23 protein-coding genes are annotated in these 22,028 nt (G+C 35.0%); 12 read left to right on the forward strand and 11 right to left on the reverse strand.

The window, feature by feature from the left end:
• Position 1: 1 nt before the first annotated feature.
• Positions 2-1,135, forward strand: a complete 1,134-nt coding sequence (locus A3H37_10565) for a hypothetical protein (GenBank protein ID OGL51248.1) — start codon at positions 2-4, stop codon at positions 1,133-1,135.
• Here A3H37_10565 and A3H37_10570 read toward each other — a convergent pair.
• From A3H37_10570 to A3H37_10615, 10 genes are all read right to left on the reverse strand, one after another.
• On the reverse strand, positions 1,121-2,266 hold the full coding sequence (locus A3H37_10570; protein OGL51249.1) for a hypothetical protein: 1,146 nt from the start codon (positions 2,264-2,266) through the stop codon (positions 1,121-1,123). The two genes, A3H37_10565 and A3H37_10570, sit on opposite strands and share 15 nt — an antisense overlap.
• A gap of 28 nt (positions 2,267-2,294) precedes the next feature.
• The gene (locus A3H37_10575; GenBank protein OGL51250.1) at positions 2,295-3,779 is read right to left on the reverse strand and encodes a hypothetical protein; all 1,485 of its coding nucleotides are present in this window, start codon (positions 3,777-3,779) and stop codon (positions 2,295-2,297) included.
• Entirely contained in the window at positions 3,780-4,745 is a 966-nt protein-coding gene (locus A3H37_10580; protein OGL51251.1) for a hypothetical protein, read from the reverse strand. It lies immediately after the preceding gene.
• Positions 4,746-4,938: 193 nt separating this feature from the next.
• Positions 4,939-6,012, reverse strand: a complete 1,074-nt coding sequence (locus A3H37_10585) for a hypothetical protein (GenBank protein ID OGL51252.1) — start codon at positions 6,010-6,012, stop codon at positions 4,939-4,941.
• A 203-nt stretch (positions 6,013-6,215) separates the two neighbouring features.
• Complete coding sequence (locus A3H37_10590) at positions 6,216-7,154, reverse strand: hypothetical protein (protein ID OGL51253.1); 939 nt, start codon at positions 7,152-7,154, stop codon at positions 6,216-6,218.
• Complete coding sequence (locus tag A3H37_10595; GenBank protein ID OGL51285.1) at positions 7,141-7,419, reverse strand: excinuclease ABC subunit C; 279 nt, start codon at positions 7,417-7,419, stop codon at positions 7,141-7,143. The genes A3H37_10590 and A3H37_10595 overlap by 14 nt, the downstream gene beginning before the upstream one ends.
• Positions 7,420-7,626: 207 nt before the next feature.
• The gene (locus A3H37_10600; GenBank protein OGL51254.1) at positions 7,627-8,016 is read right to left on the reverse strand and encodes a hypothetical protein; all 390 of its coding nucleotides are present in this window, start codon (positions 8,014-8,016) and stop codon (positions 7,627-7,629) included.
• Positions 8,017-8,018: 2 nt separating this feature from the next.
• Positions 8,019-8,600 (reverse strand): hypothetical protein, encoded by a 582-nt coding sequence (locus A3H37_10605; GenBank protein ID OGL51255.1) that lies wholly within the window; start codon positions 8,598-8,600, stop codon positions 8,019-8,021.
• Between the two features lie 77 nt (positions 8,601-8,677).
• Positions 8,678-9,088 carry a hypothetical protein gene (locus A3H37_10610; protein ID OGL51256.1) on the reverse strand — a complete coding sequence of 137 codons (411 nt, stop codon included), beginning with the start codon at positions 9,086-9,088 and terminating at the stop codon, positions 8,678-8,680.
• A 55-nt stretch (positions 9,089-9,143) separates the two neighbouring features.
• Positions 9,144-9,830 (reverse strand): hypothetical protein, encoded by a 687-nt coding sequence (locus tag A3H37_10615; GenBank protein ID OGL51257.1) that lies wholly within the window; start codon positions 9,828-9,830, stop codon positions 9,144-9,146.
• A gap of 269 nt (positions 9,831-10,099) precedes the next feature.
• On the opposite strand from A3H37_10615, the gene A3H37_10620 reads away from it, so the two are divergent.
• The 10 genes from A3H37_10620 to A3H37_10665 all read left to right on the forward strand — a co-directional run bounded on the left by A3H37_10620 (position 10,100) and on the right by A3H37_10665 (position 18,021).
• Positions 10,100-10,795, forward strand: a complete 696-nt coding sequence (locus A3H37_10620; GenBank protein ID OGL51258.1) for a hypothetical protein — start codon at positions 10,100-10,102, stop codon at positions 10,793-10,795.
• A 41-nt stretch (positions 10,796-10,836) separates the two neighbouring features.
• The gene (locus A3H37_10625) at positions 10,837-11,352 is read left to right on the forward strand and encodes a DNA-binding protein (protein ID OGL51259.1); all 516 of its coding nucleotides are present in this window, start codon (positions 10,837-10,839) and stop codon (positions 11,350-11,352) included.
• 15 nt (positions 11,353-11,367) lie between these two features.
• Positions 11,368-13,377, forward strand: coding sequence for a hypothetical protein (locus A3H37_10630; protein ID OGL51260.1), 2,010 nt, complete (start codon positions 11,368-11,370; stop codon positions 13,375-13,377).
• Positions 13,374-14,729, forward strand: coding sequence for a hypothetical protein (locus A3H37_10635; protein OGL51261.1), 1,356 nt, complete (start codon positions 13,374-13,376; stop codon positions 14,727-14,729). The genes A3H37_10630 and A3H37_10635 overlap by 4 nt, the downstream gene beginning before the upstream one ends.
• A gap of 314 nt (positions 14,730-15,043) precedes the next feature.
• Positions 15,044-15,337 (forward strand): nucleotidyltransferase, encoded by a 294-nt coding sequence (locus A3H37_10640; GenBank protein ID OGL51262.1) that lies wholly within the window; start codon positions 15,044-15,046, stop codon positions 15,335-15,337.
• Positions 15,330-15,674, forward strand: coding sequence for a hypothetical protein (locus A3H37_10645; protein OGL51263.1), 345 nt, complete (start codon positions 15,330-15,332; stop codon positions 15,672-15,674). Before A3H37_10640 ends, A3H37_10645 begins: the two co-directional genes overlap by 8 nt.
• Positions 15,674-15,871, forward strand: a complete 198-nt coding sequence (locus A3H37_10650; GenBank protein OGL51264.1) for a hypothetical protein — start codon at positions 15,674-15,676, stop codon at positions 15,869-15,871. The genes A3H37_10645 and A3H37_10650 overlap by 1 nt, the downstream gene beginning before the upstream one ends.
• 453 nt (positions 15,872-16,324) lie before the next feature.
• The gene (locus A3H37_10655; protein OGL51286.1) at positions 16,325-16,858 is read left to right on the forward strand and encodes a hypothetical protein; all 534 of its coding nucleotides are present in this window, start codon (positions 16,325-16,327) and stop codon (positions 16,856-16,858) included.
• A gap of 107 nt (positions 16,859-16,965) precedes the next feature.
• Entirely contained in the window at positions 16,966-17,577 is a 612-nt protein-coding gene (locus A3H37_10660; GenBank protein OGL51265.1) for a hypothetical protein, read from the forward strand.
• 3 nt (positions 17,578-17,580) lie between these two features.
• Positions 17,581-18,021 (forward strand): hypothetical protein, encoded by a 441-nt coding sequence (locus A3H37_10665; GenBank protein OGL51266.1) that lies wholly within the window; start codon positions 17,581-17,583, stop codon positions 18,019-18,021.
• A 6-nt stretch (positions 18,022-18,027) separates the two neighbouring features.
• Here the strand turns inward: A3H37_10665 and A3H37_10670 are convergent, their stop codons facing one another.
• Positions 18,028-19,272: a hypothetical protein gene (locus A3H37_10670; GenBank protein OGL51267.1), complete on the reverse strand. Its 1,245-nt coding sequence runs from the start codon at positions 19,270-19,272 to the stop codon at positions 18,028-18,030.
• A gap of 195 nt (positions 19,273-19,467) precedes the next feature.
• Between A3H37_10670 and A3H37_10675 the strand changes: the two genes are divergently transcribed.
• Positions 19,468-21,963 (forward strand): primosomal protein N', encoded by a 2,496-nt coding sequence (locus A3H37_10675; protein ID OGL51268.1) that lies wholly within the window; start codon positions 19,468-19,470, stop codon positions 21,961-21,963.
• Positions 21,964-22,028 lie beyond the last annotated feature (65 nt).

Consider the following 22,028-nt stretch of genomic DNA (forward strand, 5'->3'; position numbering starts at 1 on the left):
AGTGAAAGGCTTTTCCCATTTACCATTTAAGTTTTTAAATTACAGGCTTTCAAGAGCAGGGCTTCTGTCTCCATCTCTTCCAATAAATCTTACCTTTTCAGTAACAAACATGTGTCAGTCAAGGTGCAGGACATGCAATATATGGAAAATCTCAAGTAACCGGAAATCATATGACACTGAAGAGCTTGAGCTTTCTGAAATAGAAAAGATTTTTAGATCAATGGGAAAAATATTCTTTTTTAATATAAGTGGTGGGTGCCCATTCCTGAGAAAAGACATGCCTGAAATAATTTCTCTTGCCATAAACTTTCTTAAACCCTCAATCATCCATATCCCAACCAATGCTATTGAGCCTGATTTAGTAGAGAATGGGGTATTAAAGATTTTAAAGGTTTTGGGAGATAGTGGCAGGAAAACAGAGTTATCATTGAAACTTTCCCTTGATGGAGTTGGCATAGACCATGATGATATAAGGGGTGTGAATGGTAATTTTGAAAATTTGAGAATACTAATTGCAAGGCTGTTCAAATTGAAAGAGAAATACAGTAATCTTAATCTTGGATTTAATACAATAGTATCAAAAATAAATGTGAAAAAACTTGCTGGTATTATAGATTTTGTTGATTCTTTTCCAGTTGATTCCTATGTCATTGAAATAGCCGAGAAGAGAGCAGAAATGGATAATGAAGATGATGATATAACTCCTGAAATTTCTGATTACAGGGATGCGGTTAATATGTTTATAGGGAAGAGTCTTCTCCGTCTTCCTCATCTCCCATTTCTGGGAAGAGTTACTGAAAGCCTCAGGATTGTTTATTACAGAAATTCAGTTGAAATTTTAGAGAGAAAAAAGCAGATTCCCAAGTGCTATGGAGGGATTTCCAATGCCCATATCTCTTCAACAGGTGAGGTTTGGCCATGTGCTGTTTTGGGGAATAAAATGTCGCTTGGAAATCTAAGAGAGGTTGATTATGATTTTGGAAAAATCTGGAATTCAGGCAAAGCAAAGAAAATAAGGAGTTTTATAAAATCTAATGGATGTTTCTGCCCTCTTGCAAATCAGGCATATTCAAATATTCTCATGTCTCCTGTTCAATTTTTAAAGGCTCTAAAATATTTTTTAGCTCAGCCCTGAAGAATCTTCTCCTATTTCTTCAACTGCTTCAATAAGTCTGTTCCATGAGAATCTGCTGATTTCAGAACCGATGTTAGTTTCAAAGCTTTTGGATTTTTCTTCTTTAAAAAATTTTATCACTCCTTCTGCAAGGGCTTTTTCGTCTCTTGGAGGGACAAGAATTCCTGTAACCCCGTCTTTAACAACATCTGGAATGCCACCAATTTTAGTTGAAATCAAAGGTTTTCTGAATCCATAGGCAATCTGTATAACACCACTTTGAGAAATCTGAGTGTAAGGAAGAACTACAACATCTGATGAAGTAAAATAGCTTCCGACCTCCTCATTGGGTATATATTGATTTATTATCCTGATATTTTGCGTGACTCCAGTTTCTTCTATTAACTTTTTATATTTATTTTCATCTTCATAAAACTCTCCAGCTATTAAAAGATAGCAATCCTTTATTTCCTTTAATATTTCAGGCATGGATTTTATAAGATACTTTAACCCTTTGTACTCACGCACATATCCAAAAAAGAGAATGAGTTTATCAGTTGGTTTCAAGCCAAAGTATTCTTTCAGATTCTTATGACCATTATTGCTATATATATCACTAAAAACTGAATAAATCGGGTGAGGGATTACTTTTAGCTTTGCATCCTTTTTTATCAGTTTTAGTCCTTCTTCATCTTTTTTCGAATGAAGTATAAACCATGAAGCATTATAAAAAGCTAATTTTGAAAAGATGTTGTCAGTTATGCTCTTTTCCGGAGGGATTAGGTCATGAACAATAAAAATAATTTTGGTAAACTTTTTAATGAAAAAACTTATAAAGCTATAGCAGGGGCCAAAAAAAGGAGTCCACCAGTTGAATATTGTAATCTGAGGCTTAAAGTCCTTTATCTCCTTTATCACTTTTATCCATGAAAAGGGATTTAAGGAGTCAATAATGGCATGGCTTTCAGCCTTTAAAGGTTTCAGGCTTATATCCTTCTGGGTTTTTCCGGGGAAAAGGAGTTCAGGATATTGACGGCGAAAGGATAAAAATTTTACATCATGCTTTTTTGAAAGGGAATTGAAAGATAAAGTTGAGTAGTGAGAAATACCCCCTCTGAATGGATGAGTAAGCCCTATTAGAACTATTCGCATTGAAATAAACTTCCTTCTTTCTCTTTCCTCACGACTCTTTCTTTCTTACCACTGAGTAAATCCTACAGTATGGATCAGTGTATTCAAGTCGTAAATACGGATTCTTATCTGCAAACCTTATAAACTCTGCATGAGAAGAATCTGTAAAAAGGAAAGGAGTTTTAAAATCTTTTAAAAGTATATCATATAGATTTCCACTTATTTGTCCAGAGTTAATGAGATCCCATTTTTTAAAAAGTTTTTCATTATATAAATACATAAAAGCCGGATCTAATCCTACCAGATACCTGTTTTTAGAGTTGTAAAAGAAAAGCTCTGGGAAATCATCCCAATCAGTAGTATAAACTGTTGAGCCTGGTGTATGAGTCTCAAGCCATAAAGCTGCACCTTTATATCTATCAACTGGCCTTCTGTCAACTATCAACTCCTCTTGTGCCATACCATATTGATATACTCCAAAAAATATTAAAAGGGCTATTAGAACAAAAGAGAAAAGTACCTTTTCATATATTCTAACTTTATATCTACCGGAGAAAAATTTTCCCTGTAAATCTTTAATTGAAAAAGCTGAAGCAATCATAGCAAAAGGTGTAAAAAATTCTATAAATCTTCTTGACCTTAAAGTCATTAGCAAAAGGGATATTGATATAAGGATAAGAGTTATAGTTTCACAACTTATTCTGTTTTTAGAACGTTTTAGAAGAATAATTGAAAATATAAATATTAGAAATAGAGGAAAGGAGTCTTTAATGAGCAGGAAAGGCTCATAACCGAGCCATTCACCACCACCTTTTATGACACGGCTGATGCCAGCTTTGGTAATTTGAATAAAAATAAACTTTAAATTGAAAGAGAAATAGAGGTTTATTATTAAACCAGCAGTTGAACCTATCAATGGGAATAAAATTGTTTTTATTTCAACATCTCTTTTTACTAAGAAATTTCCAATAAAAGCTAAGATAGCAAAGAGGATCATTAGTATAAAGCCTCCATAAAGCCATACAAAAAAGAATGATAATAAAATAATTTGAAAATATTTTTTCTTAAAGGTCATATAAAGCCCTGCGAACAAAAATATTAAAGCAATCGCTGGTGCTCTTGGAAGGCACATTCTAAACAAAAAAGGGTGAGATGATGATAATAAAAGAAGTGACCATATTATTGGAAATTTAACATCAAATTTTTTCAGGAATAAATAAAATGCAAGAACCATAAGGCTCGGGAAAAAAACTGCTGATAGTTTAGCTCCCTCGATAAGTCCGAAATACGTAAAAGGAATTAAGAGGAAATGATAAAGAAAATGATGATCCACATAATGCTCTTTCAAATCAGTCATCTGGAGCCAGTGGAATTTTTTGATGATTCCGTGGGTCTTAATAATTTCAGCCATTTTGATGTGGTAATAGCCATCATATCCCGGGATGTTTGTGGTTGTAAATTGAAGGTTGTAAAAAAAGATAAGAATAAGGGAGAAAAAAAGCAGAGGGATTAATATTTTTTTAAATCCAGTCATTTACATTTCATTAAAACCTTTTTTTATTTCTAACAATTCATTCTTTGCTCTTTTTTGAAAAATATTGTCAGGATAATCTTTTATAATATTTTTAAGACTACTTTCAGCTTTTAGGCGAAACTCCTTTGCCCTGTTTAAATCATCAAAGGACTGCAGTTCGGCTAACTTTATATCCTGAGCCATTTCTTTAATACCCTTCCAGTTTTCTAGAAATCTCTTCAGTGATTCGTATCTTTCTTTATACATGAGTGCCCTCTTCTTCAAGAAGATAGCTATCCTCAGAGAAGCTTCAGCAGATATTTCATTTTTGCCATATTCATTTATAACCTTCCTGTATTCTTCTATTCCTTTTTCAGGATTATCCAAAAAATTGATATAAATATCTCCTATTTTCATATGAGCCTTGGCATCAAAAATACTTTTTGGGTCTTCATTTATTACGTTTTGAAGCTCTTTAATGCTGCTTTCATAGTCTTTTTTGATTAAAAAAAGAACAGCCAAATGATATCTAATTTCATCAGCTAATTCTTTACCTCTGTTCTCATCAATTATCTTTTCAAGCTCTTTAACAGCAGTTTTGAAAAATATATCTTTACTGTCTGTGCTGTTTCCAGCAAGGAAGTTTGCCAGAGTGGTATCCCCTATTACCCATCGGAGGTTAGATTTTAACTCAAGTGCAACCTGAAGATTCTTTAAAGCCTTATTGTAGTCTTTACGGTTAAGATATGAGTATCCTAAATAATAATAGACTCTGGCATTGTCTGAATACTTATTGTTCAGTTCATTTAACTTTGAAATAGCAGAGTTGTACTGCCTTGAATTCAATAGATTAGCTACATTCTGTAGTTCCTCTTTGCTTGGCTTTGAACAGCAGAATAAAAAAATAGATACAATAAATAAAAAGGTAACTTTTAAGAATGAGGATTTTTGCATAACAAAATATAAATCCCTAAGTTCCTCTCTCACTCATTCATGCCAGTTTTTTACTTTTGTACTAGGTGTATAGGGAGGAGTCCCGCCACTGTTGACATTAGTATTGGAATTAGTGGATGCTGAGATTATCTCAGTTCCTAAAATACCTATCACTACAATTGCCAGTCCCAGAATTACTAATTTCTTAAACATACAATCACCTCCAGTCATTGTTTTTTAGAAAAAATTACCATTGTCCATGGTTATATGAAGTCCATAGACCTGTAACCGCATCACCATTGCCTGCTGATTTTGTTAGAGTACTTATATCCACCAGTTCTGCTTTATAAATTTGCCCTGTGGCAATACTTAAAGTTGTTATTGTAGATGTTATATAGTCGCTTCCAACTTTAGTGACTACCGGCTCTAACCTGCTAACTCCTGCAACAGCAGTTCCATAAGGGGTATAAAGTTCACCACGTAGCGTTGTCCCGCCCTGCAGTATGAAAGTTTTGTTTACATTATTAATAATAGGTTCTCCAACAATATCCCAGTCTTCGGTAGCGAGATTATTGTCACGGTCTTTGTATATTATTAATGCCTTGTTTTGGTCATGGGTCTCATAGGCATTAGTACAAATTCCTGTTATTTTGCCAAGAGTCGCCGGCTCAATCCCATAATCATATCCATTGCCTCCAATTACTACACTATTGTAAGAGTAGTTGTCAATATTTAAAGTAGAATTTGAAGAATCTTTAAAAGTTTGAAAAACCAAAAGATTATCTTCGAATTGTACTTCAATATCTCCATTGACTTTTTTAGGGTTTTCACCTTCAAACATTGATTCAACTGCCGGGAAAGTAATTTTTGTAGGATCTGTCCAAAACCATTTGGGCCTATTAAGGGTTATAAGGGCATTACTCCCACTGATTGTTATCCTCTTATAAAGTGGCCAGTTTCCTTCAGCATTGGAAGAACTCAAAAGAGTTAAGAGACTGCTATCTTTATACCATGTAGTATCTACCCAATTTAACGGATTTGTAATAGTTGTCCGGGGAGGAGTTGAAGTTGAACCTACTTCGTAGATTTGGCTTGTTTCTGAGAAATTATTACCCGCAGAAGAAGTGAGACTTGACCTTACTGCCTCCATTCCTCCTTCAGCGATATAAAGGGCTTCTGTCGCTGTCCTTACATTACCTGATATTTTAATTTCAGTGGTAGAGGTAATCAATATAGCAAGCCCCAAGACGGTTATAGAAACCAGAATCAAAAGAGCAATAACAAAAGCTGCTCCTTTTTCAGAACCAAGATTTAACTTCAATCCTCTTGCCTCCCTTATAGCTACTATTTTATTTTCGTTAATTTTACTCTTAAACTATAATTTTTGTCCACAGTTTTTATCTGAAAATCTTCCTTCAAATTCCCTTTAATTCCCCTTTGCTAAAGGGGAGAATTTTAAGTTCCCCTTTGAAACCTGCCTGCCGGCAGGCAGGAAGGGGGATATAGGGGGATTTTTCACATAATTCAATCAGCTAAGTTTCTCAGCATTACATCTGTCTCAAGCCTTGTCCTGTGATAATTTAATTCGTTTGATGGATAAGGGATTCCTGTGTCATAATTTCCTGAGCTTGTATATCCCTTTTCGGTTTTTGATGTTCTGCCTACAAGAAGTATGCCAATACTTCTTATTTGTGTTGTGTCAAGAAGGTTGACTCCTGTATATGGCGATGGCAATGGATCTGGAATACTAACATTGCTCCCATCGTAATATTTAAACTGGAGATAATCCAAGTTATTGCAAACCGGGTCATTGCCACCTCCATCTATTTCCCTTGTGAGTTCCTTGTCAGTGGTATCTATTGTATAGGTTACGGTATTGACCACATGTATTGTGCTACCTGCTGGATATGTACTTGACAGAGCTGAGGTTACGGTTAAAGACCCTGTGGCTGTACTAGAGATAGTAGCTTGGCTCCATTTCGCTCCATCAGTTATATAAATTGTCTTACCGATTCCAAAATCCACGCTTGAATTTACAGAGAGTACTGTTCCGGATGCATAATCACTTGATAATTCTGTATGTACATCTGAGCGATTGGCTAAGAAGGTAATGGAATTTTCTGTAGCATTAGTAATTCTTATTATGGTGCTTGGAGATGTGGCAGAGGGAACACCATAACCTGTTATCCTGAGGTCTCTGCTGAGGGCGTCCGTTGCTACTCGCAAATTCTGCTGCATCTCTGTTAACTGGTCCTGAAGGTTATAGCTTTTCTGCTGATAATCAAAAAATTGATAAATAAAAACTACTAATATGCTGCTTAAAAGCACCGCTATCATCATTTCTATGAGGGTAAAACCATTTATATTTTCCCTATTAAACATAAGGCTATTGGATGGTTTCGTTCTCGATTTTACCGTCATTGCGAGGGACTTTAGTCCCGAAGCAATCTCATAATTCATCATATAAATCTTTCCATTCTGGATTCATATTTTTAATCAATCCAATTTTCTTATCTCTTGAACCTGACTTAATCTGTTTTTCTCTCAAAATAGCGTTTTCTATATCATCAAATACCTCATAATAAACCAATTTATTAACATTATATTTCTTCGTAAATCCTTGATGGATTTCTTTATTCCCTTTAGTACAATTTTTATGCTCATAAACCCTTCTTATTAAGTCATTTGTAACTCCTGTATAAAGAACCGTATTCCATTCATTAGTCATTATATAAATGTAATATTGCTTTCCCACGAGATTACAGAATTTCTCCTGAGCCTTAAAGAATGAGATTGCGGAGCTTGTTCCGAGCAATGCGAAGGAATCTGCTCCGGGTTTGCTTCGGCTTTGCCTCGCAACCGCTTTGCTCCTCGCAATGACATCTTAACTAAATTATCCCAACTCTTTTTTATGAAAAAGCCAATTTTTATTCCTTTACTGTGCTATTGCGGTCGTTAAACTCACACTGTGCGGTGTTGTTGAGATGAAAGGTTTCATCTCATACCATGTGACAGCAACAGTTATTGTCTTCATACCTGTCTGTGGTACACCTGACGCGACTGTTGTAGTCCTTGTAAATGCATTGTTTAATCCTATATTGGTTTCTGTCTGATTGGCGATGCTATCATAGTCGGTATTTTTCAACTGCTCAATTTTTTCCTGTGCGAGGTTTGTGGCGTAGGTAATTGCTTTGCTAAAGACATTACTCTTTATAATAGCTACATTTAATGCAAAAAAACTTAATAACCCTATTGCCAATACTATCATGGCAACCATAACTTCAATGAGAGTAAATCCACCAGCATTTTTTTTAAATTTTTTCATATTTACTCCCACGGAGGATTAATGCTTGATTTATACCTGTAAGATTTTATTCTTCCTGTTGTAATGACTGTTACTGCCTTCATGCGGTCCTTGCTACTTGCTGTAAGGTCCTGAGAAAGGATAAAATAAGCAGTCCCGTTATCGCTGGCAGTCCCATCTGTTTTGAAATAAAATTTAGGGGGATTTCCTGAAAAATTTACAGAACTTGTAATTGCGCTTCCGCTGACCCCGATGGTTCCGGAAACATATCCAAATCGCACATCCGGGGAATCAGTGCCTATATTTACTGTCTTATATAATTCACTACTGTCAGCAGTTCCATTATTATTATTATCATCATAAATACTATAGCGATTGTTGTTTATATCAAAAGTTATAATGTACTTATTATTTTCAGAAATAGCGCGGAACTTTGCCAGCATTAAATCAGAAAAAAGGTTTCTGGCAGCTCCGTTTACTCTTATGTTCCTAAGCATGGAGATTATTGATGGAGTAGCAATGGCTGCCATTACACCCATTATGGCAACAACAATAAGGGTTTCTAAAAGGGTAAATCCATAATCTCTTTTTTTAAAATGTTTCATAATTAAAAATACATCAGATTTCTTGCAAAATCAAGAGAACTATTGGGGAACAGGAAACAGATTTTTTCATCATTATGCTATTTTTCGGGCTTTTCTTCTCTAAAAGTAGCCAATAAATTAATCACAAAGAGCAGAATAGAGACAGCCATAGTTATCCCGAACAGCACCAGCAGGTAATCTGTTAATCTTCCTCCAAAATAGACTGAGATTGTATAAAAGGTTGCCATCCCAATAAGCCCTATGTTTGCGGTCCAGAACTGAATGTTTGCCATTGGTTTGCTGTAAAGTTCCTTGCCACGGAATCTTGGAAGGACATGGTACCCTACTCCGAAAATCATCATTGATACAAAACCAAGAAGGTTAAAGTGGGAATGAACAAACACAAGGTTCTGATAGTTTGAATTATAAAGGAAAAGAACTCCCAGGATTGTTCCCAAAAGAAGATAGGTGAGAGATGCTTTTATAAACCTTACAACAAAGATATCCATGCAAAACTCCTTTCTTTTTTATTAAAGGGTATTTCAATTTAATATGAGATATATTTTACCCTTCGATAATTTTTAACAGCTTGCCTATATTCAAAATTATTATTTTTCTTTCTGATGACTTGATAATTCCGTCTTTTGTCCATCTGCTCATTATCCTGATTGTAGTTTCAACAGTTGTTCCAACCATTTCAGCTATATCCTGTCTTGTAAGCAGCAGGCTGAGTTTTACAGTATTTTTATCCTTTTCTCCAACCTTATCTGCCATTTTAACCAGCAGGCTTGCAATTCTTTTTTCAACTCTTTCAACAGCAAGATTTCTTATGGTATCAATGGCTTCTCTGAGCCTTCTTCCTAAAGTTCCAATAATTTTTCTTGCTATAACAGGATATTTTTCTAAAAGATTAAAAAAGTCCTTTCTTGATGTCATCATGATTTCACAATCTTCCATTGCTTCAGCAGTAGCCGGGTAGGGACCACCATCAAATATTGAAACCTGGGCAAAGGCTTCACCGCTTGGTATCACTTCTAATAATACATTTTTTCCCGTTTCAGAATGTTTTATAATTTTTACCTTTCCTTCTTTTACTATGCAAAGATATTCCGAGGGTTCACCTTCAAAAAAAATGTATTCTCCCTTTGAATATTTTTTCTCGAAAAAGTTTTTTGCAATAATCCTGCAGTCTTCTTCAGGGAGTGATGAGAATAAAGAGTTTTTCTTCAAAAGTTCAAATTTTTCATTCATGCCTTTAACTTATATTAAATTACTTTTTATTTCAATATGTTAATTGATTCTTTCTCAACAACTTAATTTATTTTAAGATTAAGAAATATCATTTGATTTATGAAGGGCATATATATAACATAGCAAAAAGTAACAATAAAAGGAATAAACAAATGCCCCGTATTTTCGACAATATCCAGCAACAACTTTTACCAGCTCTTCAGGATACATTAAAAGTCGCAAACCGTGCAGACTTTGAGCATAAGAGAGGGAAAATAAAATAAAAAATAATGAGTAAAGATAAATCTTTCACCATTCACGACCTGCCAAAACAGGAAAGACCAAGAGAAAGGCTTAAGAATCTCGGAGCAGAAGCACTTTCCTCCCAGGAACTTTTGGCATTGATTATTGGTCGCGGTATTCCAAAAAAATCAGTCATAAATATTGCACAGGAGTTATTGACAAAGTTTGGCAATATTAAAGCTATAAGTCAGGCAACTATAGAGGAACTATCTCAAATAAAAGGGATAGGTTTTGCAAAGGCAGTACAAATAAAAGCCTGTTTTGAATTAGGCAAAAGACAGGATTTGGAACCAGAGATTAAAAATATTGATATCTCAAATCCAGAAAGTTTGATAAAAGTTATCAGTGCAAGTATTCAGGATAAAGCAAAGGAACATTTCAAGCTTGTTCTTTTAAATGCACGGAATAAAATCATTGGTATATCTACTATATCTGTTGGCACATTAAACTCAAATTTAGTGCATCCGCGAGAAGTTTTTAAAGAAGCTATCGTCCATAGTGCTGCTTCAGTCGTTTTAGTCCATAATCATCCTTCTGGTGACCCTGAGCCTTCGGAAGATGATTTGACGATTACAAAAAGATTAGTAGAAGCTGGCAAAATTTTAGGGATTGAGGTTACAGACCATATAATTATTACTAAAAATGGATTTTTTAGTTTTAAAGAGAGAGGATTATTGAGATAAACTTGAAGTCACAAATTGTGACTTTAGAATGGAAAGGGTAGATGAAGACACTGATTCCATTAGAAGCGATTGAGAAAAAAATCTATTTGATACGTGGACAAAAGGTGATGTTAGATAAGGACCTTGCAGTTCTTTATTGTGTAAAAGCGATACGATTAAGAGAACAAGTTAAACGAAATATAAAACGTTTTCCTGAAGATTTTATGTTCCAATTAGATGAAAAAGAGATTGACATTATGGTATCGCAAAATGCGATACCTTCACGTAAATACCTCGGAGGGTATCAGCCTTATGTTTTCACAGAACAAGGAGTTGCAATGCTCGCCACTGTTTTAAACAGTGAAAGAGCAATAAAAGTCAACATTGAGGTTATGAGAACATTTGTCAGGCTACGCCAGATGCTTGCTTCCAACAAAGAACTTGCCAAAAGGCTTGATGAACTTGAAAGTAAATATGATGCACAATTCAGGGTTGTCTTTGACGCTATCCGTCAGTTGATGACTCCACCTGAACCAAGACAGAAACAAATTGGCTTTCTCAAAGGCAAAGAGAAATAAAGGATAGTATTTACTATGAAGAATATAACTTACACACCTCCAAAAGAAAGAATTGGCACAGAAGAAATCTTTGATCTGATTTTCAAAGATTCTTCTATAAAACATGGGTTACAAGAATTCTCAAAAGACATTCTAAAAAAAGTCAGTGCATTTGAAAAAGAAAATGGAAGATTTTATGTTCGTTGCTTAAAGAGAAATAAGGACATTTTTGTTTATGACAAAAATAAAAAAATGGGAAAGCCTGAGGAAGTTATACGTCAGCTTTGGCTAATAAAGCTAACTCAGGGATACAAATATCCAATAGACAGAATAGAGGTTGAGAAGTCAGTTCAATTTGGAAGGGAAGTAAGAACAAAAGCAGCAGATATTGTCTTATATAAAGAAGATAAAGTTACTCCATACATAATTTTTGAAGTTAAAGAACCTAATGCCAAGAAAGCCGAAGAACAATTAAAATCATATTTAAGTGCAGAGGGCTCAGAAGGTGGTGTTTGGTCTAATGGAATTCAAAAATTTATACTTTATCGCCCTTACCCTAAAGAATATGTAACTACCCTTTCAGATATCCCTGATGTCAATCAAACATGGGATGATCTTTTTGAAGAAAAAAGAACTTACGATGAATTGAAAGACAAGTTTGATTTATCTTTTATCATTTCCCGACTTGAAGAAATGGTTTTGGCGCAAGCTGGAGTAAACGTATTTGAGGAGGTTTTTAAATTAATCTATGCCAAGCTCTATGATGAAGACCAGGCAAGAAATGTTAGGGCAAAAGGAGAAGTTCATTTTAGACAATATAAGGAACCAAAGAAAACATACACTATTATTAATGATGAGCTTTTTAAAGGCGCAATTCAAGAATGGCAAGATATTTTTAACCCTTTATCCAAGATTGATTTGACACCAGAACAGTTACAGATATGTGTTCCTTTCTTAGAAGACAAAAAATTCTTCGGATCAGGTAGAGAAGAGTTAGAAATTATAGACCGTGCCTTTGAACATTTGATTGCAGAAGTTTCAAAAGGTCAAAAAGGGCAGTATTTCACGCCTCGTAATGTAATTAAGATGTGCGTTAAAATACTTAATCCCATAAAGAATGAACATATCATTGACCCTGCTTGTGGTTCAGGTGGGTTTTTACTTCATACCATGTATTGGGTCTGGGATAATGATTTAAAATCTGCTTCTGATGCTGCAAAACAAAAATACGCTAACCGCTATCTGTATGGAATTGACTTTGATGACAATATGCGCCGAATTTCTCAAGCCTTAATGCTTATTGCCGGCGATGGCAAACACAATATCTTCAAGCGTAATTCCTTAGATGGAAGAGACTGGATTGGTGAACAGGCAGAGGGAGCAAGGATATCTTTAAAATCACTTTTGAGACTGTTTGAAAACTCCAAAGAGAATGAAGAAAATCGTAAGACTTATCGCTATCTCAATTTTGATATATTAATGACCAATCCTCCCTTTGCTGGTGAAATAACAGATTCTGCTCTGCTGCGTCAGTACGAATTTGCAAAGAAGAATGGAAAACTTAAACAAAAAGTTGAACGCCATTTACTTTTCATTGAGCGTTCTTTAGATGCACTCCGTCCTGGTGGAAGAATGGCGATTGTTTTACCTCAAGGAGTTTTTAATAATACTAATATGGAATGGATAAGATTATGGTTTTTTGAAAAAGCACGAATCTTAGCGGTAGTTGGTTTAGAAGGAAATACCTTTAAACTTCCTGCTCCTGCCAAAGGCACAGGAACGAAAACCTCGGTTTTGTTTTTGCAGAAATGGGAAAAAGACCAAAAACCTTTAGATGATTATCCAATATTCATGGCTGTCTCTAAAAAATCCGGCAAGGATAATTCTGGAGAGTATATTTTTATAAACGATGAAGGAAAAAGAATAACTGCTAAAAATGGCATTTTTGAAGCACATGAGAGTTTAAAGCTTGATGATGATTTGAACGAGATTGCAGAAGAATTCATAAAGTTTGCTGGAAAAGAAAAGTTTGAGTGGTGGAGATGATAACTTATTCAATCATTCAGAAATCTCAACTTGAGAGTGCAAATAGGCTTGATGCAGAGTATTATCAGCCTGAGTATTTTATAGACTATTCAAAAGGTAATTGGAAACCAATTGGTAGCTTTTTAGAAATTTGTCAGTATGGTATTTCTCAAGCTATGAACGAAAATGCTGTAGGATGCCCTATTTTTCGAATGGATGATATAAAAAATGCTTTTTTAATGGATGACGAAGTTAAGTATGTGGAAATTTCTAAAAATATTTTTACTCAATTCAAATTAGAGAAAAATGATGTTTTATTTAACCGGGTAAATTCAGAGGATTTTGTTGGTCGCACGGGTATTTTTAAATTAGATGGGATTTTTGTTTTTGCCTCTTACCTTGTTAGATTACGAGTCAAAAAAGAAGACTCTATACTTGCAGATTATTTGAATATTTTTCTAAATTCATCCTTTGGTATTAAACAAATTAGAAAATTTAGAAGGCGTGCAGTAAATCAGGCAAATGTAAATGCAGAAGAATTAAAACAGATTAGAATTCCTGTCTTTCCACAAAATATTCAAAAAGAAATTGAGCAACTAAGTAACGAGTCATGGAATAATTATGAATTATCCAAAGCCTTATACTCCCAAGCTGAAGATTTGCTTTTAGAAGAATTGGGTCTGAAAGATTTTAAACCAGAAGAAGATTTATCCTGTACTGTTAACCTCTCCGAAGTAAAGTCTGCTCACCGTGCCGATGCTGAATACTTTCAGCCGAAATATGAGAAAATAATAGAGAAAATCAAAAAATATGGTGCTGAAGTATTGCTAAATATTGTTGAAAATGTGCCTGCAAAATTTAACCCTCTTACACAACCAGATAAATTATTTAAATATGTAGAACTTTCAAATATAAACTCTTCAATTGGTATTATTGATGGATATTCTGAGGTTTCTGGCCAAGAAGCTCCCGGTAGGGCAAAAAGAGTTTTAAAGACAAATGATGTAATTGTTTCCAGTGTTGAAGGATCATTAGAAAAAGTAGCATTAGCGAATAAAGAGCAAGATGGATTCTTAGCTTCAACAGGATTTTTTCAATTCCGAGGTAAAGAAATTTTACCTGAAGTTTTATTAGTTCTCGCAAAAAGTCTTGTTTTACAAATGCAATTAGAAAAACAATGCGCTGGCACAATACTCACTGCTGTCCCAAAAGAAGCAATAAAAAATGTTTTTATTCCTATTCTTCCTAAATCCATTCAGCAAAAAATTGCTGATTTAGTTCGGCAATCCCATGAAGCGCGCAGGAAAGCAAAAGAATTATTAGAGGAAGCCAAGCGAAAAGTTGAAGAGATGATTGAGAAAAAGTGCAATTAACCTATGGATATTTGTGACTAGAAATCACACATTTATTAAATAGCCAAATTTGAGCTAAACAAAAAAGTAGGGTGCATCCTTATAAAAAGAAGAACTGGACTTCATAATCAACTACGACATCAAATACAGAATGGGGCGGGAGAGTCAGGAGGAGGAGTGAGACAGGAAGAACTCAAAAAGCTGTTAGATGAATTAAGAAATTTGCCAGTGGAAACGGAGTGGAAAACTCTAAAGAAGTTTCTGTTTGACAGTTTTAATCTAACTGTGGCCATAATAAGAAATGAGAGCATAACTTAATAATATTGAGGGGAATAATGAAAACACTTGAAGAGATAAGGAATTTGCTGTTAAGGCATAAAGAACAACTAAGGAAAGAATATGGGGTAAAAGAAATTGGCATATTCGGATCTTATATAAGGGGTGAACAGGACAAAAGCAGCGACCTTGATATTCTCATAGAGCTTGAAAAACCTATTGGGTTTGTGAAGTTCCTAAAGCTTGAGAATAGCTTATCTGCTTTGATAGGAATTAAAGTCGAACTTGTAACCAAAAAAGCCTTAAAGCCTTATATAGGACAACGCATTCTTCAAGAAGTTAGATATGTCTAAAGAACGACTGTTACAGGATTATCTAAATGACATTATAGAATCCATCTCTGATATAAGAGAATTTATAAAAGGAATGTCATTTGAAGATTTTTCAAAAGATAAGAAGACAATAAAAGCTGTTGTGAGAAGTCTTGAAGTCATTGGAGAAGCAGCAAACAAAATCCCTCAGAATCTCAGAGATAATTACCCTGAAACTTCCTGGCAGGAAATTATTGGAATGAGAAATCGACTTATCCACGAATATTTCGGAATAGATATTGAGATTCTCTGGCAGACAATAGAAGAAGACTTAGAACCCCTATATAAAACTGTCAAAAGAATAGTTTCTGATACCTAATGAAAATTACATATAACCCTGAAGTTGATATCCTGCGCATTATTTTTAGTGATGCACCTATTGAAGAAAGTGATGAAGAAAAGCCAGGAGTAATCCTCGATTTTGACAAAGATGGCAACGTTGTCGGCTCGGAAATACTGGATGCATCACACCGCATGGAAAATCCACGCTCTGTCGAATATGCAGTAGCCGGTTAAGTTTATTGTATGCTTACGGAAATGAGATCTAAAGACGGCACTATTAGAACTGTTGGAAAGGGTCCATCTACACTTTGGGAATTAATAACTAACTAAAATATATTTTTTGCAAACAAATTTAAACGATTTTTAAACGATTTTAAACGATCTAAACAACTAAATCTATTTAATATCAATGAGTTATTATCGTTTAGATTGATTACGAAGCGAAAACGAATAGAGTAATAAACCGTTAAATAGGGTAATGAATAAGGTAATATAGAAAATCAAAATCCTCTTAAGTTCTATCAAATAATATCTGAAGCAATGCCAATAAAAAATTTGGATATATTATTAAGATTATGTATTTAAAAGTAGAGGCAAAAAGGGATGAGTATTAAACAGATTCATCAGAATAACTCTGATTATCCCTCTATCCTGAAAAAATATCTTGATGAGAATTCTCCAAAAGTAATTGCCTGTATTGGAAACCTCGACATCCTTAAAAAGAAAACCCTCGCTGTTTTCTGCTCAGTAAAATGCCCCGGCAATCTGATTTTACAAACCTATGATTTGGCACAGCACTTAAGAGATGACGGGGTAACAGTCATTAGTGGCTTTCACTCACCAATAGAAAGAGAATGTCTAAATATTTTGCTGAGAGGAAAACAGTCAGTTATTATTTGTCCAGCACGCAGTATTGAAGGAATGAGGATAAAGAAAGAATTCAGAAAACCTATTGAAGATGGAAGATTGCTTCTTCTCTCCCATTTTACTGATAAACAAAACCGAATTTCATCGCAAAGGGCTTTAGAAAGAAACCGTTTTGTTGCAGCAATTACAGACAGCATCTTTGTTTCATATGCTGCAAAGGAGAGTAAGACAGAAGGGTTTTGCAGGGAAATCCTTAAATGGCAAAAGCCACTTTATACGTTTGAAAGTGATGTCAACGCAAATCTCATTGCTCTTGGTGCAAAACCACTGAACCATTTAAAGCTATCTGAATAAAGAGAATGAAGGCAATAGTTCAATAATTCAGGTCTCTTTTACAAAAGTATTTTTTGCTGTTGCATTATATTATTATTTATAATAATCAAATTTAACAAAGATAAATTATGAGAAAAATTATCCTTCATCTTTTTTTAAGTTTGTTGCTTTTTGCTATTTCTTTTCATGGAAAATCTGAATCAGAATCTGCCACTCTATCGGATATAGAGAAGGAACTTTTTGATAGCGGATTGAATTTTAAAACATTAGGCAGGTGGGATGATGCTATTAATGAATTTAATAAAGTTCTGAATGCGAACCCTAAATCATCTGAAAGCTATTACCAGATTGGTATTATATATGATTATCAATTAAGGTATGATGAAGCAATAGGTTTCTTTCAGAAGGCATCAGAAACTGACAGCAAATATGCTTTTTTTGCAGGGCTTGATTATGAAAATCTTGGGAAATGGGATAATGCAATATCCTCATTTAAAAAAGTTTTATCATCTTACCCGGATTTTATAAAAGCAAGATTTCACCTTGGGCTTTCCTATAAAAAAAATGGAATGATTAATGATGCAATTTCAGAGTTTAAGAACATACTAATTTATGAGCCGAACCACGGAGGTTCGGTTTATAATCTTTCGATAATTTATAAAGATTTGGGACTTCCAATCGAAGCTAAAAAAGAAGCTTTAAGATTTAACCAGATAACTTTTTCCGAATGGGAACCTTGAACTATGAGTAAAATAGGTTTAAACAGACATAGCGCAGAAGTTAAGACAGATAAAAGGAGCGAAAACAGATTCATCCTTTTTCTTAAATTATGGGGACCTGTTTTTATCTGGTGTTCATTGATATTTATTTTATCAAACCAACCAGATCTTACACTTAACCTTCCAGATGAACTGATTATGAGAAAATCTGCCCATGCTGTAGAATATGCAGTTTTAACCCTCCTGCTTTTCAGGGCGTTATATAACTGGCAAAGAAAAGGCCCTGCTTTACAGATGCGTTTAAAAATAAACTGCATTATTCTTTCTATTGTTCTTGTTCTTTTCTTTTCCATATCTGATGAATTTCACCAGACTTTTATCCCCGGAAGAAATGGAACTCCTTATGATGTAATAATTGATAGCCTTGGAATGATGGTCGCAGGATTAATTTTAGCCAAAAAGTAAAAAGTTTTATTTCATTTCCGGCAAGAAGGTTCCGGATTTTTCTCTTTCCTGCTTGACTACTTCATAGAAGGAATCTCTTTTAACTGCCTGTATCAGACGCAGACGGTTTATCCCTTTAATGCTGCCTGAAGAGCCTTTTTCCATTGGAGAGCCACCAGGAAGATTAGTTGTTGCAAATCTTCCGGTTTTCAAGAATTCTCCATATCCAATAGAATCATATTTAAAAACATTAGCCTCAAGAAGTCCTTCAAGAATCTCGCTTTTTTCATCTTTAAGAGGTTGAACTTCTAAAATTTTGTTGTCTATCATTTCTTTTAATACTCTGTCAGCTTTTTCACTCCGGGATATTACATCATTCCATCCCCATTCCTCTATCATGCATTTCCCAAAAGTTATATCTGAAAGCTTTGCTGAATAAGATGGATAACACAAAAGGCAACCGAGATTCAGCGAGTCAAAATCACTTCCCTCTCCAAAGTCTTCTATCTTTTGTCCATTATTAAGAATAGCAACTGATTTACCCTTCCAGTTATAAAATTTTTTCAACCCATCTTCTTTAAGCCCGACTCTTGAAAGCAGCCCGTCAACTCCGTCTTTTTTGAATGCAAAAAAACAATTCAACCCAATCACAAATTCTATATTTCCTACCAACTCCCTGCATTTTTCTTTTGAGACTTTTCCATATTTTGCTAAATACTGAGCTTTTCTGATTCCCTGAACATGACAGGGAGTGCCAACTATTGCGACTTTTTTCCCTTTAACAGGGAGTTTTGAAAGTATTGGATTCGCTGTTGGCTTTGTGTAAGCGCAGGCTAATATTTCTTCTTTTGTTGAGGCTTCCATTGACTTTGGATGCCCGCAGAAATCTAAGTTGTGTTCTTTGCCGGTAAGGAGCGCTTTATCAATTAATCCTTTTTCAAGAAGATAAATAAGAAATGCTGTTGTGCTACCACCGCAATAGGTCTTTTCCCTCAAGGCGCTGTCAGACATTCTTGCAAGAAATATCTGATTATAGTTTCCAAGAAGTTCTTCACCAAAATTAATCTTGTTATCTTTTTTCAGGGAGTCAGCTATAAAGCTGAATGGCATGTCAACCCTTGGACAGACCTCTCTGCAGATACCACACAGCGTGCAATTATCTAAAATTCTTGGGAGAAAGCTATTATCAAGTTCAATAGCCTCTTCAGGACATGCTGAAACACATAAACCGCAGTTGCAGCAGGCATTCGAATCAACAACATCTTTAATCATTATTACTCCTTTCAAAGATGTAGATATTTGGGGAACCTAAAGCAAAATCAAACAGGCTTTGGATTCTTATTAGAAATCTTTATAACCTTTTTCAATAGTCAAAGCAAAGTTTTTATCTTTAAATAATTCTGAAAGGGAACTCTTTAGTCTTATTGACATACGGTTTATTGAGTGTTAAAAAGCCTAATACCTACCATGAATACAGAATCAAAATTTATTGATGTTGCAGTTGATAGTCCGGTTTTCTCTCAATACCTTTATGCAGTTCCTGAGAGCTTAAGGCAGGAAATTGATATTGGTAAAAGAGTTCTTGTCCCATTTGGAAAGAAAATTATAACAGGTTACATAACTGCATACAGCACAAAAACCCAGGCTTTTGAAATTAAAGAAGTCATTGATGTGTTGGATGACAAGCCGTTATTATCAGCACGGATGTTAGATTTATGCAGATGGATTAGCAGATATTATTTTGCGCCTCTCGGTTTGGTTATTAAGTCAGTTCTCCCTGCAGGGATTAACATAAAGAGCCTGACAGTGGTAAAAATTTCAGGGGCAAGCGGCAAGGGGCAAGGAGGAATGGAACTGGAGTCAGAAGCTGAAAAGCTTGGCGAAACAGAAGAAAAGATTTATGAATTTGTTAAAAAAAAGGGCGAGGTTTCACTTTCCGGCATTCAAAGGGGATTAAAAATCAATCAGATATATTCTCCGGTAAAGAAATTGTGCTCTGCCGGATTGGTTGAAACATTTATGAAGGTTAAAGGGCCAAGCACATATTCGATGAAAATCAAATATGTCCGCATTAATTTAAAAGAGGATTTTGAAGCTCTGATAAAAAAATTTAAAATTAAAGGGAGAAAAGGATATGAGGTTTTGAAATTAATTTCCGAGAAAGGGGAAATGCCTTTAAAAGACTTAATGTCAGAAACCTCTTCCGGTATTTCAACAATAAAATCCTTAAGGAAAAAGGGGATTCTGGAAATATGTGAAAAAAGAGTTTTGAGAGACCCTTACAAAGAGGTTGTTTTTACTAAAAGCGGACATCTGCAGTTAAACGACAGCCAAATCCTTGCATTGGAAGGGATTGTTAATGAGATTGACAGAAAGGAATTTTCAGGCATCCTGCTGCACGGTGTAACAGGAAGCGGGAAAACTGAAGTTTATATTCAGGCTATAGGCAAAACAATAGAGCAGGGGAAAAAGGCAATTGTTCTTGTCCCTGAAATTTCTCTGACGCCTCAGATGGTTTCGCGTTTTAAGTCAAGATTTGGAGAAAGGGTTGCTGTGCTTCATAGCGCCCTTATGCCTGGTGAGCGTTTTGATGAATGGCAGAAGATATATAATGGAACAGTTGATGTTGCAGTTGGCGCACGTTCAGCCATTTTTGCACCCTTTGAAAATACTGGTCTGATTGTTGTAGATGAAGAGCATGACAGTTCATATAAGCAGGAAGAGGTCCCGTGTTATAATGCGAGGGATGTTGCGCTTGTAAGAGGCAAGCTGCAAAATTGCACTGTAATTTTAGGCTCGGCTACTCCATCTTTGGAATCCTTCTATAATGCAAGAATTGGGAAGTATAAATACCTGAGGCTTGAAAAGAGAATAGGTGATAAGCCTATGCCTGAAGTGGAGATAGTTGATATAAGAAAGAGTTTCAAAAGTGAGAGAAATAAGGATTTTTCAATATGTTCAGAAAATCTCATTGAATCAATAAAATCGGTTTTGAGAAAAAATGAGCAGGTACTACTGTTCATAAACCGCAGAGGTTATGCAAATTTCATACAATGCACAGCTTGCGGTGAAAGCCTGAGATGCCCGAACTGCAGTGTAACATTGACATATCATAAAAAGGAAAAGAGACTTAAATGCCACTATTGTGATTATTCAATTTTTCTTTCTGAAACGTGCCCTCACTGCAACTCTTCTGCGATAAAAGAGATTGGTATTGGAACACAAAAATTAGAGGAAGAAATTAAAAAATTGTTTCCTGATGCACGCGTAGCGAGATTTGACAGGGATACAGTCAAGGGTAAATTCTCTCATCAGAAAATACTTGAAAGGCTTGAGAACGGGGAGATTGATATTCTGATCGGGACTCAGATGCTCTCAAAAGGACATGACTATCCAAAAGTAACATTAGTCTGCGCAGTTCTTGCAGATTTAGACCTGAATTTTCCTGATTTCAGGGCAGCTGAAAAAGGGTTTCAGCTTCTTGTCCAGGTTTCAGGAAGGGCAGGAAGGAGTTTTTTTAGAGGGAAAAGCATTATTCAAACACTGAATCCTGAACATTACTGTATTGAGGCAGCCAAAGAGCATAACTATTTAAAATTTTTTGAAAGAGAGATTAATTTCAGAAAAAGGCTTAATTATCCGCCTTTTACAAGGATAGCAAATATTATCATTAAGGGTGATACAGATGCTGAAACCAAAACTGCAGCGGCGGAATTTAAAAGATTATTGCTGAAAGCAAGTGAAGACCAGAATATAGAAAGTTTAGATATTCTTGGCCCTTCACCAGCACTCCTGCACAGACTGAGGGCTAAATATCGATGGCAGATTATTATTAAATCAGAAAAAATAAGTTTTCTTCATTCAGTTCTTAACAAATGCAGGGATACCCTGCAGTTTACTCCTAAAAAGGAATTTAAAAGGGTTAGTATTCATATTGATATTGACCCAGCCAATTTAGTTTAGGTTTTCGTTGTTTGGCTTATAGCTTTACAGCCCGGAATTATCTTTTCCCTGAAACAAGTTATGCC

This window comes from Candidatus Schekmanbacteria bacterium RIFCSPLOWO2_02_FULL_38_14 (genome assembly GCA_001790855.1).
Classification (GTDB): Bacteria; Schekmanbacteria; GWA2-38-11; order GWA2-38-11; family GWA2-38-11; genus 2-02-FULL-38-14-A.